This is a genomic window from Streptococcus sp. S5, assembly GCF_034134805.1.
In the GTDB taxonomy this organism is placed as follows: Bacteria; Bacillota; Bacilli; order Lactobacillales; family Streptococcaceae; genus Streptococcus; species Streptococcus lingualis.
Genome location: NZ_CP139419.1, coordinates 453,612 through 472,456, shown reverse-complemented (window position 1 = coordinate 472,456; position 18,845 = coordinate 453,612). Strand labels below are relative to the sequence as shown.

At 44.0% G+C, this 18,845-nt stretch carries 16 protein-coding genes and 1 riboswitch; of the genes, 5 read left to right on the top strand and 11 right to left on the bottom strand.

The window, feature by feature from the left end:
- Positions 1-2: 2 nt before the first annotated feature.
- From SM123_RS02185 to SM123_RS02160, 5 genes are all read right to left on the bottom strand, one after another.
- Complete coding sequence (locus SM123_RS02185) at positions 3-1,346, bottom strand: CapA family protein (RefSeq protein WP_407073124.1); 1,344 nt, start codon at positions 1,344-1,346, stop codon at positions 3-5.
- Between the two features lie 593 nt (positions 1,347-1,939).
- The gene (locus tag SM123_RS02175) at positions 1,940-2,827 is read right to left on the bottom strand and encodes a helix-turn-helix domain-containing protein (protein WP_320909730.1); all 888 of its coding nucleotides are present in this window, start codon (positions 2,825-2,827) and stop codon (positions 1,940-1,942) included.
- Between the two features lie 384 nt (positions 2,828-3,211).
- Positions 3,212-4,147 carry a peptide-methionine (R)-S-oxide reductase MsrB gene (msrB, locus tag SM123_RS02170; RefSeq protein WP_320909729.1) on the bottom strand — a complete coding sequence of 312 codons (936 nt, stop codon included), beginning with the start codon at positions 4,145-4,147 and terminating at the stop codon, positions 3,212-3,214.
- Positions 4,148-4,419: 272 nt separating this feature from the next.
- Positions 4,420-4,776, bottom strand: coding sequence for a helicase BlpT (locus SM123_RS02165; protein WP_320909728.1), 357 nt, complete (start codon positions 4,774-4,776; stop codon positions 4,420-4,422).
- 280 nt (positions 4,777-5,056) lie between these two features.
- Positions 5,057-5,992, bottom strand: a complete 936-nt coding sequence (locus tag SM123_RS02160) for a dihydroorotate oxidase (RefSeq protein ID WP_003016837.1) — start codon at positions 5,990-5,992, stop codon at positions 5,057-5,059.
- A 299-nt stretch (positions 5,993-6,291) separates the two neighbouring features.
- On the opposite strand from SM123_RS02160, the gene gdhA reads away from it, so the two are divergent.
- Positions 6,292-7,638: an NADP-specific glutamate dehydrogenase gene (gdhA, locus tag SM123_RS02155; RefSeq protein WP_003004977.1), complete on the top strand. Its 1,347-nt coding sequence runs from the start codon at positions 6,292-6,294 to the stop codon at positions 7,636-7,638.
- A 280-nt stretch (positions 7,639-7,918) separates the two neighbouring features.
- Positions 7,919-8,236, top strand: a complete 318-nt coding sequence (locus tag SM123_RS02150) for a hypothetical protein (RefSeq protein ID WP_003016835.1) — start codon at positions 7,919-7,921, stop codon at positions 8,234-8,236.
- A gap of 140 nt (positions 8,237-8,376) precedes the next feature.
- Here SM123_RS02150 and SM123_RS02145 read toward each other — a convergent pair whose 3' ends face one another.
- Positions 8,377-9,225, bottom strand: coding sequence for a mechanosensitive ion channel family protein (locus SM123_RS02145; protein ID WP_320909727.1), 849 nt, complete (start codon positions 9,223-9,225; stop codon positions 8,377-8,379).
- 137 nt (positions 9,226-9,362) lie between these two features.
- Between SM123_RS02145 and sstT the strand changes: the two genes are divergently transcribed.
- Positions 9,363-10,580, top strand: coding sequence for a serine/threonine transporter SstT (gene sstT, locus SM123_RS02140; RefSeq protein ID WP_013904166.1), 1,218 nt, complete (start codon positions 9,363-9,365; stop codon positions 10,578-10,580).
- Between the two features lie 53 nt (positions 10,581-10,633).
- On the opposite strand, the gene SM123_RS02135 is transcribed toward sstT, so the two are convergent.
- The 5 genes from SM123_RS02135 to SM123_RS02115 all read right to left on the bottom strand — a co-directional run bounded on the left by SM123_RS02135 (position 10,634) and on the right by SM123_RS02115 (position 17,137).
- A complete protein-coding gene (locus tag SM123_RS02135; protein ID WP_320909726.1) occupies positions 10,634-11,965 on the bottom strand; it encodes an alanine/glycine:cation symporter family protein in 1,332 nt (443 codons plus the stop codon).
- Between the two features lie 101 nt (positions 11,966-12,066).
- A riboswitch (glycine riboswitch) is annotated at positions 12,067-12,161 on the bottom strand.
- Between the two features lie 129 nt (positions 12,162-12,290).
- Positions 12,291-13,709: a C69 family dipeptidase gene (locus SM123_RS02130; protein ID WP_320909725.1), complete on the bottom strand. Its 1,419-nt coding sequence runs from the start codon at positions 13,707-13,709 to the stop codon at positions 12,291-12,293.
- 159 nt (positions 13,710-13,868) lie between these two features.
- Positions 13,869-16,208, bottom strand: coding sequence for an endonuclease MutS2 (locus SM123_RS02125; protein WP_320909724.1), 2,340 nt, complete (start codon positions 16,206-16,208; stop codon positions 13,869-13,871).
- A 73-nt stretch (positions 16,209-16,281) separates the two neighbouring features.
- Positions 16,282-16,836, bottom strand: a complete 555-nt coding sequence (locus tag SM123_RS02120; RefSeq protein WP_021153876.1) for a CvpA family protein — start codon at positions 16,834-16,836, stop codon at positions 16,282-16,284.
- 10 nt (positions 16,837-16,846) lie between these two features.
- Complete coding sequence (locus SM123_RS02115) at positions 16,847-17,137, bottom strand: hypothetical protein (protein WP_003005477.1); 291 nt, start codon at positions 17,135-17,137, stop codon at positions 16,847-16,849.
- 136 nt (positions 17,138-17,273) lie between these two features.
- On the opposite strand from SM123_RS02115, the gene rnhC reads away from it, so the two are divergent.
- Positions 17,274-18,173, top strand: a complete 900-nt coding sequence (gene rnhC, locus SM123_RS02110; RefSeq protein WP_129299446.1) for a ribonuclease HIII — start codon at positions 17,274-17,276, stop codon at positions 18,171-18,173.
- A 3-nt stretch (positions 18,174-18,176) separates the two neighbouring features.
- Positions 18,177-18,827, top strand: a complete 651-nt coding sequence (gene lepB, locus SM123_RS02105) for a signal peptidase I (RefSeq protein ID WP_070590042.1) — start codon at positions 18,177-18,179, stop codon at positions 18,825-18,827.
- The last annotated feature ends 18 nt before the right edge of the window (positions 18,828-18,845 follow it).

Below are 18,845 nucleotides of genomic sequence, written 5' to 3'. Positions count from 1 at the left end.
CTCTATTCCTTTCCACTCTGAGGCCAGTCCAAGTGAACATGTTCCTTCATTTCTCGATAAGCCGTGTCCACTCTCTCCTTGGTCTCCTCATCTAGCTTATCGCGGTATTTGCCACCCTTGATAAAATCTTCCAAAATATAGGTTTGGTAGTTGTACAACTCATAACCTTCAGGAGAATAGGTTCCCTTTGGAGTCCGACTGACCCAGGTTGGATGAGCAGTAGCCGTCTTAATCCGTGTCTTGCGACCAACCTTTTCGATGGTCACATCCATCAAAACTCCACGCTCTGTCCATTGGGCAGTCTCTATACCTTCCATAGTTTCCAGACGTTGATTGGAGAGAAAATTCCCCATCGAGTAGATGATCAGCTTGTTTTGACCATCTTTATTGACCACTTCAGCAGGCTCTACAACATGGGGATGTCCGCCAAAAACGATATCAGCGCCCCAAGAAATCATTTTATGATAGAGCTCTTTTTGCTCTTCTGTCGGCTCTAACTGGTACTCAACTCCCATCTGGGGCATAACAATGGTGATATCAGCCTCTTGCTCCGCCTTTTGGATCTCTGCCTTCATCCGTTCTTCGTCTAGGTCAGACAAAACATTCGCCTGCTCTTCTGGAGTAAGGGTCGTTTCCATTCCATTAAAGCCGTAAGCGTAGGCTAGAATAGCAATCTTGATGCCATTCACTTCCTTGATCACTAAGGGGGCCTGGCCTCTCTTTTCATGCGTGTAAACACCGACAGGGGTGATGCCTGCATCTTCAAAGGCCTTGGCTGTCGAATAGACCCCTTCTAGGCCTGAATCCAGGATGTGGTTGTGTCCCAAATCCATGACATCATAACCAGCATCCTTGATGGCTGGTACGACTTCGCTTGGCGCATTAAAGAGGGGATAACCTGACAAATAGTAATTCGGGTCAATGGTTCCCTCAAAATCACCCAAGGCCAGATCCGCCTTTTGTAGCCAGGGTTTGACATACTCATAATTTTCATGAAAATCATAGGTCCCATCTTCTTTTTGTGCACTCATATAGACCAGATCATGATAGAGCTGATCTCCATTAGCCATGATCCGCGCTGTATGAGGAATCTGATCAGCCGGTGTTTTTGCCTTGTACACAACCTCTGGCCGTTCCGTTGCGGTGATCGGAAAGCCTTGAAACTTTTGTACCCACAAGATGGCATTAGCCACGATAAAAACGACTGACAAGAGCACATAGACAAACTGTTCATTAGTCAGCTGAATCCTTGAAAAGAGACGATCAAAAGCCCAATCAAAGGCCGCTGACAACTCTTTTCCCATCGTCTTGATGGTCTCTTTCACATTCTCCCATTTCTCTATCATTTCTACCTCTTCTTCATATCCAGTTTCTCCAATGATCCGCCAACAGATTGAGCTGTCATTGAAATACTTTCTCTTCATTGTATCACAATTTTTAAGAAGAGAAAAAAGAGAGCAGGACAGAAGCGCCATTGTTTAGAAACGCTTCATCGTCCTGCTCTTGCACAGTTGATTGATTCATATAAATGGTCGCTAATCACTTCTTATCGTTTGATTTGGACAAGCTAATCGCAACCATGACAAGACTTAGGAAAAAGGCCGAAAGCAACCCTTTTGTAGTCCGATTCATAAAAGGTTGATGAAATACAAAATGATTATAGGCAATAAATCCTAATCCAATTAGAGTCACCAAAGCCGAAAGCGCAAAAATCGTTCGCCATAAATTTCTATTTTTCATCATAAACTCCGTTTCTCTAAAATGAATGTTTGGGAAATGAATCAACTAAAAAATCGTCCTACAACATCCAAAATATACCGATTCAACAAACAGTTATATATCCTACTGTAGGAAACATAGATTTCTGACATCTTCACCTTTTTTATGATTTCAGTCTAACATAAAATAAAAAAAGCAACATGACTTAAATGTCGGGTTGCTAAAAATCGTTCTTTTTTTCTTCTATTAATCTTTGTACCAGCACTTCATCATCCAATAATTCAGCAAATGTAATTGCCTTTCCATACAACTCCTCAGATTTCTCCTTGCTCTTTTCCACATGGAGCATATATTTTGCTTTAAACATATAAATAAGAGGTTTGTAATAAACATGTCTCGTCTTATCAATTACATCTTCGAAAGTTTGAATATATTTAAGCGTACATTTTTCTTCCAACTGAGCTAGCAAAACAAGCAATATTTTTTCCAACTGTGTCAGGTATTCCTTGTCCCTATAATCTATGTCAAGCATTACTTTATCAGCCAACTCCTGAAAATACCTTTTATCTTCTAATCCTACAGCACAGCAAAAAAAGTAGAGTTCGATAATTAACAAGTCATTAACCGTATAAATTGTTTTCTTTAAGATTTGTTGAAAGTATTCTTCTAAAAGAGCAAGACCATATCTCACATCCGAACTATTATAAATATCTAGACGCGCTTGAATCACATCTATAAGTAATTGTTCATCCTCTGGAAGAAGATCGTAGTAACATTCCCCAATTTCTTCTAAAATCGCTTGTTTCCGCTCAATTCGTTCTTGATCCGCATAGGTCGGACTATCTACCAATTCTTTCTTTAACCTTAGATAATCTTTTGGTATTTCAATTTTGTCAATATCAACAAAATACTGAACTTCGACATTCAGTTTTTTCGCTAAATATATTAATTTGGGTACAGTGGGCATAGCCTGACCATTCTCAATTCGGGCTAATTGCCGAATAGTCAATTCAGATTCATCATCGCAAATATCTGCTTGTGTAGATTTTCTATCTAGTCGTGTAGATTTTATTTTTTTCCCAATCTCTTTTTTTAAATCTTTCATCATCAGTACATCTCTACAAATTAAATATTATACTAATTTTAACACATATTTTGGTAGAATAACGAAAACATTTTCATATTTTCCTTAAAAAGCATCCTAACTTGAAAATCATGCTCCTTATTTATAAAAGTGGCTTCTGTCTCTCAGAATGTGGATCTTTTTCTTACCTAAGGCAACCCAAGTGGTATTGCAGAAAACATCATCACGATTTTCAACTGATGCAAGCATCTACTGAAACTTTCCGCTGTGAGAAAAGTGCCTGAAACAATGATGTTTCAGGCACTCGGGAGTTTTGGAACCTTAGGTCCAAAACTAAGTCATGGAACTTCTATGAAGTTCGCTGACGTCCGTACTCACCTAAGGAAAGTTTCTAAGATGCTTTTTCTATTATTTCAAAGCTTTTAACAAATATCCATAACCTTCTCGCTCCATTTCCTCTTTTGGAATAAAGCGCAGAGAGGCCGAATTGATACAATAACGAAGACCTCCTTGGTCTTTGGGTCCATCGGTGAAGACATGACCGAGATGGGCATTGCCTGAGCGGGAACGAACTTCGATCCGCTCCATCCCGTGGCTATGATCCTGGTAATAGTGGACGACATCTTTGGCAATGGGACGGGAGAAACTTGGCCATCCACATCCAGACGCAAACTTATCCTTGGCAAAGAAGAGAGGCTCCCCAGTCGTAATATCCACATAGATGCCCTCTTCGAAGGTCTGATCATAGGCATTGTGGAACGGGCGTTCCGTCGCACTCTCCTGAGTGACTTGGTACTGTTCTGCCGTCAATTTCGCCTTTAAGGTTTCTTGATCTGGCTTCTGATAGGCTGCTGGATCAATCAAGGGTTGCTCAGCATCCGTCACATCAATATGGCAATAACCTCCAGGATTCTTCTTGAGGTAGTCTTGGTGGTAGTCCTCAGCTAGGATGTAGTGGCGCAAAGGTTCTAGCTCAACCGCTATTTTGCGGCCCAGTTGCTTCTCTTCTTCCGCAAACACTTGGGCGATCACTTCACGATCTGCCTCGTCTGTATAATAGACACCGGTCCGATATTGGCGGCCTCGATCATTTCCCTGCTTGTTAATGGACAAGGGATCGATCACCCGGAAATAGTAGAGCAGAATCGCTCGTAGGGTGATTTTATCTGGATCGTAAATGACCTGAACGGTCTCTGCGTGATCCGTTTCCTTGATCAGTTGGTAGTTGGTCGTTTCTACCTGGCCATTGGCATAGCCCACCGTCGTCTCTTCTACACCGGGGATTCGTGAAAAATATTCCTCTAAGCCCCAAAAACAGCCACCTGCTAGATAAATCTCTGCCATCTTTTCCCTCGCTTCCTGCATTCCCCACAAGGAACGCTTGACATCTATTAGCTCCATCATAATCCAAGAGCCTCAGATTTTCAAGGATTCTGCATCAAAAATCCCTTCTACTATATGTAAAAGGGATTCAATCCTTCTTATTTTTCAAATAAGAAAAAGAGCGAGTAATAAAAATTCCAAAACGATAGGGTTAACTGATGTAGAAAATCATGAAGGACTACCATGACCAACACATCCTCTGAATATCTGTGGACAAACTCAAGGCACATCAACTACAAAACCACCGTCGGTCCATAGACCTGTAAGTGAGGCTTCACAACCTCGAAATGCCAGTGATCATAAGCTCGCCAAGCTTGAAAGGCCTCTTCGTTCAAAGCTAGCCCACCCAGGCCAATCAATAGACTGGCGGTCTGATAAAACTTTTCTAACTCAATCAACAGACGATTGTCTACCCGCCTAGCCTTTCGTAAACCTTTCAACATCTGATCTAGATTTTCTCGAAATCGAAGGGCATCTAAACTGGGGGTGAATCCCTTAGAAAAGGCTGTTTGAAGAAGAATGATCGTCGTTCTTGCTTCTTGAATCACATCCCTTTCTTCCATATAAATCACCTTCCTTTTCACCTCCATTGTACACCTTTTTCTCTCTATAAAAATGGAAAATTCCTAAAACTAGGAACAGAATGAGGTTGGGTCAAAAGTCCTAGCCTCTCAATTATTTTTGGATTGTCGAGCAAGACGCAGTGGTTGAGTGGGCTCTACTACGCTGATTTCATCAGCTTTTACAGCCCTACTCAACTGTGCGGAGGTGGGACGACGAAATTGAATTCTAACGAATTACCGATTTCTGTCCCACTCTCATAAAAAACTTCCCCAAGTTTCCACTTGAGGAAGTTTTTTTTTCGAAAGATTAGTCAATGTAGTGCAATTTCCCACGGAAGTCTTCTAGACTTTGGTAGCCTTTTTCTTCCATGATGGCTTTGAGCTCCGCAGTGATGCGGTCAAAAGCTCCTACTCCTTCTTTATGCAGCGTCGTTCCGATTTGCACCATACTAGCCCCACAAAGGATATGTTCAAAGGCATCTCGACCAGTCAAGACACCCCCTGTCCCCACAATCTGAATTTCTGGGTTCAGACGTTGGTAAAAGGCATGGACATTGGCGAGAGCCGTTGGCTTGATGTATTCTCCACCAATCCCACCAAATCCGTTCTTCGGACGGATCACCACGGATTCATCCTCGATGTAGAGGCCATTTCCGATCGAATTGACGCAATTGACAAACTTGAGCGGGTATTTGTTAAAGATCGCTGCTGCTTGATCAAAATGAACGATATCAAAATAAGGTGGCAACTTGATGCCTAGAGGTTTGGTGAAATAGGCAAAGACCTCAGACAAGATCCGATCTGTCGTATCAAAATCATAGGCGATCTGAGGTTTCCCAGGGACATTGGGACAAGATAGGTTCAACTCTGTCAAGCCTTTAAAGTCGCTGTCTTGCACCTTTTTCAAGATGGTATGAGTTTCTTCAGGAGACATGCCGACGAGAGATAAGAAGAAGGTCCGGTCAGGATCCGTTTCTTGCAACTCCAACAAGTAATTCAAATAATAGTCCAACCCTTGGTTAGGTAGCCCCATCGAATTGATCGAACCAAGCGGCACATCTTGGTAGCGTGGCTCTGGATTACCAGCACGGAATTCTAAGGTTGCTGTCTTGGTCACAAAGGTCCCCGCAGCTGAGTTCTTCACTTCTTCTAATTCCTCAGTGGTCATACAGGCTACACCTGCCGCATTCATCAAGCAGTTGTCAAATTCAAAACCAGCAATTTGCGTCTTTGTCGATACCATCTTGTACTCCTTTTTTGAAACACCACCAACAGAATTGTTCGGGATGCTCTCTATTTTCTTCTTTCATTATACCATCACTTGGAAGCTTCTGGACAATCAAAGCTAAAAATTCTTCCAAACATTCGGACTTTCCTAGTCGCGATAAAATTTTCAGAAAATTCAACTTTTTTCTTTACAAGCCAAAAAAAGTCTGCTATAATGATCCATGTAATAAAACATGACATTGTTTGTCAACTGTCTCAAAACCACTCCCCTAGCGGGTTTACTGGTTTTCGTTTCATTCACAAAGGAGAATTAACATGACAACTGCTAAAGAATATATCCAAAGCACTTTCGAAACTGTAAAAGCTCGTAACGGCCACGAAGCTGAATTCCTTCAAGCTGTTGAAGAGTTCCTCAGCACTTTGGAACCCGTTTTTGAAAAACATCCTGAATACATCGAAGAAAACATCTTGGCTCGTATTACAGAACCTGAACGCGTAATTTCTTTCCGTGTTCCTTGGGTTGACCGTGAAGGAAACATCCAAGTAAACCGTGGTTACCGTGTTCAATTCAACTCTGCTGTAGGTCCTTACAAAGGTGGTCTTCGTTTCCACCCAACTGTTAACCAAGGGATCTTGAAATTCCTCGGTTTCGAACAAATCTTCAAAAACGTCTTGACTGGTCTTCCTATCGGTGGTGGTAAAGGTGGATCTGACTTCGATCCTAAAGGAAAAACAGACGCTGAAGTGATGCGTTTCTGCCAAAGCTTCATGACTGAATTGCAAAAACATATCGGGCCTTCTCTTGATGTCCCAGCTGGTGATATCGGGGTTGGTGGACGTGAAATCGGATACCTTTACGGTCAATACAAACGCCTTCGCCAATTTGATGCTGGTGTCTTGACTGGTAAACCTCTTGGTTTCGGTGGTAGCTTGATCCGTCCAGAAGCAACTGGTTACGGTTTGGTTTACTACACTGAAGAAATGCTCAAGGCCAACGGCGACAGCTTTGCTGGTAAGAAAGTCGTGATCTCAGGTTCTGGTAACGTTGCTCAATACGCTCTTCAAAAAGCAACTGAACTTGGTGCAACTGTTATCTCTGTATCTGACTCAAACGGTTACGTGATCGACGAAAACGGTATTGACTTCGACCTTCTTACAGACGTCAAAGAAAAACGTCGTGCTCGTTTGACTGAATACGCTGCAGAAAAACCAACTGCTACTTACTACGAAGGTTCTGTATGGACTTATGCTGGTAACTATGACATTGCTCTTCCATGTGCAACTCAAAATGAAATCGATGGCGATGCTGCAAAACGTTTGGTCGCTCAAGGTGTAAAAGTTGTCTCTGAAGGAGCAAACATGCCAAGTAACATCGATGCCATCAACGTATACAAAGAAAATGGTATCCTTTACGGACCTGCTAAAGCAGCTAATGCTGGTGGGGTTGCTGTATCTGCTCTTGAAATGAGCCAAAACAGCCAACGTCTTTCATGGACACGCGAAGAAGTGGACGGACGTTTGAAAGACATCATGACCAACATCTTCAACACTGCTAAAACAACTGCAGAAACTTACGGACTTGGTAAAGATTACCTTGCAGGTGCCAACATCGCTGCCTTTGAAAATGTCGCAAACGCGATGATTGCACAAGGTCTTGTATAATCAATCGATATTTTTCTTTAAGACCTTCGGGTCAAAGCCTCTCAACTCCTGAAACCAGTATGTTTCAGGAGTTTTTTTGTAGTCTCCGATCTCTGCGAGGGCAACTGACCCTAAATCATGAGAGTCATTTTTAAAGACAAGGGGCTCGACTGTCTGTAGTGGGGAGATTTGAGCCTTCTCTTTTTCTGTATCTTTTTCTAAAAAATTTTTATTTTTTTTACTTTACCCCCTTGCATTTTTAATAAATTAGTATTAAACTATAGCAAAAGGAGGTGTGCTTATGTTTCTTTTAGCTCAAGAAAAATCAGATACGATCGAATTCCTTAAGTCTGAATTGGTCCAATTACTCTCCAATATGCGACAAGAAATCGCAGCTAGCCGTCAATCACAGACCGGCGCAGCTTGCCATCATATTGAATATTGCATGGACAAGATCCAAAGGGCAAAAAGTTCCGTAGCCATTGCCCTCCCGATCGAATCCTTAAATCTTGAAATCACGACTATGTTGCGCCAGCAACTCATCGTCTTGCCACCAGAGGCTCGAAAAAATTGGGACCAGATTAAAAAGCTGGATTTCAAATACTGCCACTTAAAATAGACCAAAAAAGAGAGTGGGACAGAAATCGATAATTCGTTAGAATTCGATTTCGTCGTCCCACCTACTCAACCACTGCGTCTTGCTCGACAATCCAAAAATAATTGAGAGGCTAGGACTTTTGTCCCAGCCTCTTTTTTGTATTACATGATCCCGTTCTTTCCTGTCGGTAGGCTAATCCCTGCTTCCATCAAGGCATCATGGTAGAGTTTATAGTAGGTATGATAGACAGTCGTCTGGGTTCCATTTTGCGCAGTCATCGCAATTCGGAAGGAATAACGACCATTTTTTTCGATCTGTGGGCCTAAAATCGTAGGACCTGTCAACACCTCTGGGTGTTTATCTTGTTCAGACTGATTAACCTGAGCAATCATCTGATAGATCTTGTCGAGATCGGTATTTGCATCTAGCGGAATATCGATCAGCACGCGCATATCACCACGTGAGAGATTGCTGACGACGGTGATGTTGCGATTCGGAACAAAGTGGAGAGTCCCATCAAAGTCCCGCACCTGGGTCGTGCGAATCCCGACACTGCTGACGATGCCGGCAATATTAATAGACCCATTCGTGAGACGAACATTGTCTCCCACGTCCAACTGGCGTTCTAAAAGGATGAAGAAACCATTGACCAAATCGGAAAGAAAGCCTTGGGCTCCCATCCCAATCGCCACCCCAGCAATCCCAGCACCAGCCAAGAGACTAGAGACTGGAAGACCTAGAATCGACAAAATCCAGTAGATCAAGATGAAATACAAACAATAGTTTAAAAGGCTCTCAACCAAACGGAGAATCGTATTTTTACGGGCTTCATCCTGCACCGTATACTTAAAGGAAGGGGTTAATATCCGCTTAACCAGGCTATGGATGACCTTTTTAGCAATAAAAAATAAAAGAAAGACAAAAATCAGAGAGATACATTTTGATATCAGATCATCAAAAATCTTCGTCCAGTCTATTTTACTGAAATAACGTTGGAAAGCTTGACTCATTTATTCGGGCCTTTCTATCAAAGAATAGTATGATTATATCAAATATTCGGAAATAAGGCTATTTTTTGAAAATTTCATTGCTTTTCCCCCCTAACTATCGTATAATATTCCTTAATTATTTTTTAAGGAGGTCCTACATGATTCATCGATTGATTACCACTTGGAATAAAACCAACCTTATGAAAAGGATCGCAATCGGGATTGTACTTGGTGTTATCCTAGCCCTTATCTTCCCGAAAGCAACTGGCATTGGACTCTTAGGTCAGTTCTTTGTTGGAGGGCTCCGTGCGATCGCACCCCTTCTGGTCTTTGCGCTTGTCGCAAACGCTCTCTCCCAACACCAAAAAGGGACAGAGACCAATATGAAAAAGGTCATCGTCCTCTATCTCCTAGGAACCTTTGCAGCTGCCTTCGTCGCTGTTTTGGTCAATTACATCTTCCCAATCACCATTACCCTGACTGGAAAGGCCGCTGAAGGATCCTCTCCAAACGGGATTGGCGAAGTGATTAGTAACCTCTTGCTCAAGATCGTCGACAACCCGGTCAACGCCTTGCAGCAAGCCAACTACATTGGGATCCTTTCTTGGGCAACTGTCTTTGGGATTGCCATGAGAGAGGCGAGTGAACATAGTAAAGACCTCCTCCAAACTCTAGCAGACATCACTTCAAAAATTGTTGAGTGGATTATCAACCTAGCTCCATTTGGGATCTTAGGCTTGGTCTTCACGACCATCGCTGGCCAAGGACTCAGTGCCCTTAGTAACTACGGGATTCTCTTACTTGTTTTGGTTGGTACCATGGCATTTGTAGCCCTGGTCATCAATCCATTGATCGTCTTTTTCATGATCCGCAAGAACCCCTATCCCCTTGTTTTTAAATGCCTCCGTGTCAGTGGGGTAACAGCCTTTTTCACTAGAAGTTCTGCAGCTAACATCCCTGTCAATATGCGTCTCTGTGAAGAGTTGGGGCTGAATCCAGATACCTATTCTGTCTCCATTCCACTTGGTTCAACTGTAAACATGGCAGGCGCAGCCGTGACGATCAATATTTTGACGCTCGCTGCTGCCAATACCTTGCACATTCAGGTTGACTTTGGAACTGCTCTCATTCTGAGTGTGGTAGCGGCTATCTCTGCTTGTGGAGCATCTGGAGTTGCGGGAGGATCTCTCCTTCTCATCCCTGTTGCTTGTAGCCTCTTTGGTATCACCAATGATTTGGCCATGCAAGTCGTCAGCGTCGGCTTTATCATCGGGGTCATCCAAGACTCTTGCGAAACAGCCCTCAACTCTTCGACAGATGTGCTCTTCACCGCCATCGCCGAAATGAGTAGCTGGCCAAAAGAAAAACGCTATTAAATGCTCCTATCTCAAATAGATAAGAAAACCCAGATCCATCAATCTGGGTTTTCTTATTTCTTAAAGTATTGTTTGCTTTCTTTGATGATGACAGGGGAGAGAGCTAAAAGAGCAATCAGGTTAGGCAAAGCCATCAGCCCATTCACAATATCCGCGATCACCCAGACCAAATCCAGCTTAAGGAAGCCTCCCAGTCCAACCATAAAAACAAAGAAGGTCCGATAGAGGTTGATATGTTTAACACCAAATAGGAATTCAAAACACCGCTCTCCGTAATAAGACCATCCAAGAATGGTCGTGGTCGCAAAAAGCACTAAACATAGGGTCAGAATGATGCCTCCGACTGGGCCAAAGACGCCTGTAAACGTATCCTGAGTCAGGGTACTAGTACTGCCCTTAGCCGTCCACTCACCTGAAACCAAGAGCGAAAGTCCTGTCAAACTACAGATGATAATGGTGTCAATAAAGGTTCCTGTCATGGAGATCAAACCTTGCTCGACAGGTTCATTAGTCTTCGCCGCAGCTGCTGCAATGGGGGCAGATCCAAGACCCGATTCATTAGAGAAAACTCCACGCGCCACCCCTTTTTGGATAGCCATTTTGACCGTTGCTCCTGCGAAACCTCCCATAGCTGCAGTCCCTGTAAAAGCACCCGAAAAGACCGATTTCAAGGCTGGAAGCAATTGATCCAGATGCAAGGCAATGATCGTGACAGTCGCAAAGATATAGGCAGCAGCCATAAAAGGAACCACTTTTTCAGAGACTTTGGAAATCCAGTGAATCCCACCAAAAATGATAGTCGAAACCACTAACGCAATCACTACACTAGCCACTTCTGGAGCTGTTCCAAAACTAGCTTGAAGGGATCCCGTAATGGAATTAACCTGGGTCATGGTTCCGATCCCAAAGAGGGCTACCAGCACTCCTGCAACTGCAAAGAAAATAGCCAGTGGTCGCCACTTCTCTCCCATCCCGTGAAGAATGTAGTACATGGGACCACCCGAGATATGACCGTTGTCATCCTTGGTCCGATAACGAATGGCTAAGAGCCCTTCTGCATACTTGGTCGCCATTCCAAAGAAGGCTGCCATCCACATCCAAAAGAGGGCACCTGGGCCACCTGTCTGAATCGCTGTAGCCACCCCTACAATATTCCCTGTTCCTACAGTAGCCGCAAGGGCTGTCGCAAGGGCTCCGAAGCTTGAGATATCCCCGTGTCCCTCATCTTCTGTAAAGATCAAGCGAAAAGCTTTTGGAAGGTAGCGTATCTGAAGCAAACCCAAACGAAGGGTCAGGTAGATCCCTGTTCCTACCAAGAGCACCAACAGCGGGGCGCCCCACACTAGATTATCGAGCTGCTGAAAAAACTGCAATACATGATCCATTTTCTGTCTCCTTTTTCATCGACCGCTCGACAGAAAAGAGAAAAAGAAAGAGCACATGTCAAACATGTACTCTGGTCCTGCTTAAAATAGGGGCTTCCCCTATCTTTCGCTCTGTCCTTTTACCTGAGAGTTTGAGTAGATATATCCTCTACCTTGCCCCTTCGGTGCCATTTCTGGTCTCTCCAGAGTTCCGTCCATTCACAGTCACTCGCGCTCCTGCAAACTTCATTCGGTCGTATGTAATTTTCTCTATTTTAATTGATTTTCAAAAGTTTGTCAATCGTTTCTGAAAATATCTTGTAAACCACCTGAAAATGTACGGTTTTTAATCACTCAAGGAGAAGTGATTGGTCATGAGGTTGCTAGCATCGAGCAAAATCTTGTCCAAGAGTTGATCTGTTGCTTCCTGGATTTGATCACTCATAGCTTGGTTTTCCGCCTCAAAATCAACGGTTTCACCTGCTGCAAGTGCACGATCGACTTTATTGATGCGCGCATGTCCCCAGGCCATTGTCGTTTCTTGGTAATCGTCCAAATCACCAACATGGTGAGCATAGTGAGGATCTGCTAGTCCTGCAATAATCCGGTTGGCCCAGTAGAAGGAATCCGTTGTTACCTTAGCTGTCGTATTGGCAAAGTAGTCTGGTGTTGTATCCACTTGGGTAAAGAAAGGAACGGCTGTATTGTAAGGCATGGAGCCATAAGAAATCCATTGGATACCTGTCGTTTCTTGTGGTTTATTGGGACGCAATTGCAGAATCGCTGTCTGGCTGGTCCGGTTGATCCCGATCGTCCGGAAGGTCCGCTGACTCACGTGATCTCCTTCAGGGCCATAAGGATCGTAGATAGTGTCTTGGTAGTGGTTGCTCAAGACATATTTGACATCTTCAATCGTCACCTTGCGATAAGGTTTTTGACACCAAGGGATCTCGAAGCTCCGTGGATCCTGCTCGATTTCAGGATTGAGGAAACGCTGGATGGCCCAAGCCCGCGGTGTATTGTAGTGACGGTCCTTGTCTTTTTGGCTACCAAAGGCATAGCGTGGATTAAAGCCTTTCCCTTCTTGATCCAGAATCAAATGGTGCTCTGTGACAAAACGTTCAAGATCCGGGTCACAAAGAAACTCATCTGGATTGCCAAATTCAAAATAATCACTTCCCAGCTGGTTCGGGTTGGTCACATAGGCATCATCAGGGACACGGCGCGCCATCCAGTGGTGACCTCCGATGGTTTCCAACCACCAGATTTCATTCACATCTGAAATCGCAATCCCATTAGACTCATAAGTTCCATACTCTTCTAAGATCTTCCCGAGACGCAAGACCCCTTCGCGGGCTGTCTTGACATAAGGCAAGACCAAGGTCAGCATGTCTTCCTCACCGATGCCACTCTCTACAAGAGGATCTGCCCCTAGCACACGGCTATTGGTCGTAATGGTCTCTGTCTCACTCATGGCTACATTATAGACATTGATCCCAGCTTCTCCCCAGATCCCGTCTTTAGGAATGGCATCTGGAACCGCTGTATAGCGAACTGGATTATCTGGTAATTCGATTTCAAAAGTTGATAAAACCGACTTGTAATGACGCGGTTGATCTTCCGGTTTGACCACGATCAATTTCTTGGGCGTAAAAACGCCATTTTGAGAATCCTCTGTTCGTGCTACAATGGTCGAACCATCATAGCTAGCATTTTTTCCGACTAGAATTGTTGTACACGAATCTGCACTTTCACGTTTACGCATGCGTATCCTCCCAAATCATTCATTGCCTCTATTATAGCACTTTTAAAAGGGAGGACCTACTGAAAATCAGATTTAAAAGCAAATCCTTTTCAACAACTTTCAAATATTTTCATTATGTAAGATTTAAAAAAACCTAGCTGATAAACAGCTAGGTTTCGATTAGCCTTTAAACGTGACAATGGTCGCGCCGCTTCCACCTGCATTTTGGGGGGCATATTCAAAACTCTTGACGTGTTTGTTGCGACGGAGGTATTTGGTCACCCCTTCACGGATAACTCCCGTTCCAATCCCGTGGATGATATCGACTTGGGCCATATTGTTGAGCAGGGCCTGATCGATAAAGCCATCTAGCTCTTGCATGGCCTCTTCATAGCGTTTCCCACGTAGGTCCAGACGCGCTCTGGGTCCACTCGTGTTCGAGCGTTTAACGACATTGACCTGGCGTTTCTTAGGTTGAGCTGCTTCTTTTTCAACCTTGATGAGGTTGAATTCTTTTTCTTCCAAGGTCATCTTGATCAAGCCGACTTGCGCCTCCCAGCGGCCATCTTTGAGTTGCTTGACCAGGGTTCCGCGTTGGCCATAGCTGATAACTAAGATTTCATCTCCCACCTTAGGAGCACGCGCCTTTTTGGCTTTTTTCAAGACCTTGTTTTTAGAAAGATCGACGGTCTCAGGAGCTAGTTTTTTCAACTGAGCCTTGGCCTCAATAATTTCATGTGGTTTCAACTGGGATTTGGCGTGAAGGCCTTGAAGGATACGGTCACTCTCTGAGAGGGCCATGTCCACAATTTCCTTGGCCTCTTCTCTTGCCTTATTGAGCTCTGTTTCTCTCTCTCTGGTCAATTCGTTATAGAGCTTTCGAAGAGCGCGATTGAATTTGAGATTTTCTTGCTCGACCTCTTGAATGGTATCCAAGCGCTTGCGACTTTCTAAGGTCTGCGCCTCCAATTTTTCAATAATTTGATTGACATCATTATCCGTATTGGTCATCTTCATGGCATCCTGGATAATAGTCTCAGACAAGCCCAAACGACGGGCAATTTCAAAGGCATTGGAGCGGCCAGGAACTCCTTGCATGAAGCGATAGGTCGGACGCAGACTCGCTGTATCAAATTCCATGCTGGCATTTTGCACTCCTGCAGTCTCAATCCCGTAGGCCTTGAGCTCTGGATAGTGGGTTGTCGCCATGGTCTTAATCCCGCGTAAGCGCAGGTCTTCTAGAATGGCAATAGCAAGGCCAGCCCCCTCTTGAGGATCGGTTCCAGCCCCCAACTCATCCAGAAGGATCAAGGAGGCGGTATCCACTTGATGTAAGATAGATACGATATTGGTCATATGACTGGAGAAGGTCGACAAGCTCTGCTCGATCGATTGTTCATCTCCAATATCTGCAAAGACCTGTGAGAAGATCCCCACACGACTACCTGGATCCGCTAGGATGGGAAGACCAGACTGGGCCATAATTTGCGCTAGTCCCAGCGTTTTTAGCATGATGGTTTTCCCCCCTGTATTGGGACCGGTAATCACAATTTCTGTCAAGTCCTCGGTAAAATGCAGGTCATTCGCGACGGCATTTTCAATCAAGGGATGACGTAGTTGCAAGAGCTGAATGGAACGATTGCTACTAACCTCTGGTACCACTGCCTTACAATCGCGCATAAAGCGATACTTGGCCTTGATCAAGTCTAAGTGACCGATAATCCAAGCGTTATTTGCAATCTCTGCTGCATGAGGGCGCAGGGTGTCAGATAATTCCTCCAGAATCTGAATGATTTCATAGCGTTCATCTGCCCGGTGGTTGGCAATTTCTTCATTGAGATTGACGACTGCCCGAGGCTCTATATAAACGGTATTCCCGCTGGCTGAGATATCGTGGACCACCCCTGCAATCCGGTTGCGATAGGTGTTTTTTACGGGTAGAACATTGCGGCCATTCCGACTAGCAATCACAGCATCCGCCAACATATCGGCCTTGCTTTTCAGCAGATCTTGTAGAATCTCTCTGACCTGGTGTTCATTTTCTTGGATGCGACGACGGATTTTGGCCAATTTTTCACTGGCAAAAGACTCGACAAAGCCACCTTCGTTGATAGCTTGAAGCCCACCTTGTAGGCGAGGAAGATCCACCAAGTTGTCAAAGAGGCGATGGAGCCTTTCCAGACGGACATTTTCCAAGTTGTCGTAGAAATCCTTGAGCTCATGTGTCACCCGAAGAACAGCTTTTAGCGCTAGTAATTCATCGATATTGAGGGCCGCCTCCATCTCCAAACGCTTGGCCACTGGACGGACATCTTGAATCGTCGACACGGCAAAGCGAGGCTCTTCCAAGAGAATCTGCTCCATATCTTCTAGCTCCATAAAGGCCGTTTCGATACTTTCTTTTTTATCAGTTGGAGTAAGGGCTGCTAGCTCCATCTCCCCTTGTTCTGTCTGTAGATAGGGTTCAAAGAGTTGCTTGACCTTGTCAAACTCCAGAATATCTAAGATTTTTTTATTCATGTTTCTCCTACAAAAAAAGTGAGCGTCCTTCCTTGAATCGGACTTGTCTCACTCCTTTCTTCATTTTTGCTCCTTAAGCTCCGATAATCGCAGTCACCCACAAGTTGTGGAACAGACTGGAACTGATCGGGGTATGAAGGATAATAAAGCGGATCAATCCACTTGCATTGAGTCTATTTTGGATGGAAGCCATGGGAACCGTTGAGAGGACAGTCAAGCCCATCTGGATGACCAAGAGAGTTATCACGACGGCGATCACACCCGCTCCAATTTGATACTTGCGATCCTCCAGTTTTTCTGGCTGAGGTACCAAGTGCATAAAGATCCCAATCACACGACCAATCAGGTAGATCATCGCAAAAATCAATACATATGCCAAACCTGCATAAAAGATGTCATCTAATTGAAATAGGTAGCGGTTGGCATAAAAATAATTCACCGATTGCTGGGTGGGACTCGAAAAAGGAACCCATAGAGACAACACCTTGGCCAGTCCCTTGTAGCTGCCACCTGCAATCAAGAGGGCCACTAAGGTCACTAGAAAGTAATAGGACTGGAGGATAATCCCTCTTGCATAGCCAATATAAAAGCTCCATGCCAAAATCAATAAGATTAAGAAAGTTAACATGTATCTCCTCTTATTTGGATGATTTATCCTTTAAGTCGTCTAAAGCCTTGCGACGAAAATCATCTAATTCTTTTTCTTTGTCGTCAAACTCAATCTCGCGATTCAGTTGCATGGACAAACTGTTTACTGCCAATAAGATTGCGATGGTTTCGTCATCTGCCTCTGGCATTTGTTCCTTAATTGCTTGGTATTTTTCTTTCGCAACACGTTCGACTTCTTCCATAAACAAATTATCATGGTTGGTTGTTAAAGTGAGCGCTTTGTTTCCAAATGTAAATTTATATCTATTTAAGCTCGCCATAAAAATCACCTCACGGTATTATACCAAAAAAGGCTAGCTTTGTCAGTAGCAAAGCCCCTCTTCACAGGGATTTTCCAGTAGATTCTTTCTTTCTTTTTGCTCCCTCTCTCCCTGAATTTGTGGTACAATAGTGGTTATGGAAAGTATGACACTCACTCCAACACAGGAGCAAATCCTTGATTTTGTCCATACCTATCGCCGTTCTCTCTCTCAAAGCAAGAATCCTCATATGGATTATTTCTTTCGACTAGAGGGAGCGACCGTTTCGATCTACAAGTCTGGAAAAGTCTTGCTTCAGGGCAATGACCTTACTCCTTACCTGGCCTTTTTCGGGCAAGATGCTGGGAACCCTAAAGGTTCTACTACTTCATCTGCAGGACAAGATCTAGCCATGATCGGAACCGACGAGGTCGGAAACGGCTCTTATTTTGGTGGACTTACCGTCGTTGCATCCTTTGTCACACCTGACCAGCACGACTGGCTCAAAAAGCTCGGTGTTGGGGATTCAAAGACCTTGGATGATCGAAAAATTCAGCAATTGGCTCCTCTCCTTGAGGAAAACATCCAGCACCAAGCACTCTTATTATCTCCAAAGAAGTACAATGAAGTCATTGCTTCTGGCTACAATGCTGTTTCGGTCAAAGTGGCCCTGCACAACCAGGCTATCTATCTTCTATTAAATAAAGGAGTCCAAGCAGAGCGAATTGTGATCGATGCCTTTACGACGGCTAAAAACTACCAAAAATATGTGAAAGCTGAAAAAAATCAGGTCACCCAAGCCATTGAGTTGGAAGAAAAAGCAGAAGGTAAGTATTTAGCTGTTGCAGTTAGTTCCATCATCGCCCGCAATCTCTTCCTTCAAAATCTGGAAGATCTGGGTAAGGAACTTGGCTTTAATCTCCCTAGTGGAGCAGGGGCAAAGTCAGACCAAGTCGCTGCTAAATTGCTTCAGACCTACGGGATGAAAGCTCTGGATTATTGTGCCAAACTCCATTTTAAAAACACAGAAAAAGCAAAGAAATTACTAGAAAGATAAGTTATGTCAAAAAGAAGTTCAAAACAGTCATCTAGCTCACCAGTGGTGAGATTCCTTAAAGAATGGGGCCTCTTCAGTATTATTGTTGGTCTCATTATCGCCTCTCGCATCTACCTCTGGGCTCCGGTCAAGGTGGACGGCCATTCGATGGATCCAACCCTAGCAGATAGCGAGTATCTCCTTGTGGTCAACCACCTTTCGATTGATCGTTTCGACATTGTCGTTGCCAGTGAAAAAGACGACGACGGCAAGACCAAGGACATTGTCAAGCGGGTCATCGGTCTTCCTGGAGATACCATCCAATACGACAACGATACCCTCTACATCAATGGGAAAAAAACCAATGAGCCTTATTTGAAAGACTACATCGCTCGTTTCAAAAAAGATAAATTGCAATCGACCTACACTGGAAAAGGGTTCGAAGAAAACGGAGAACTCTTCCGCCAATTGGCCAATACAGCTCAAGCTTTTACTGTAGACAAGGATGGCAATCCTAAATTCACCTTGAAGTTGCTCGACGATGAATACCTCCTACTTGGAGATGACCGGATCGTTTCAAAAGATAGCCGTCAGGTCGGAGCTTTCAAGAAAGAACAAATCAAAGGGCAAGCCGTCTTTAGACTATGGCCGATCTACCCTTTCAAAACTTATTAGTATAGATTAACAGACTGA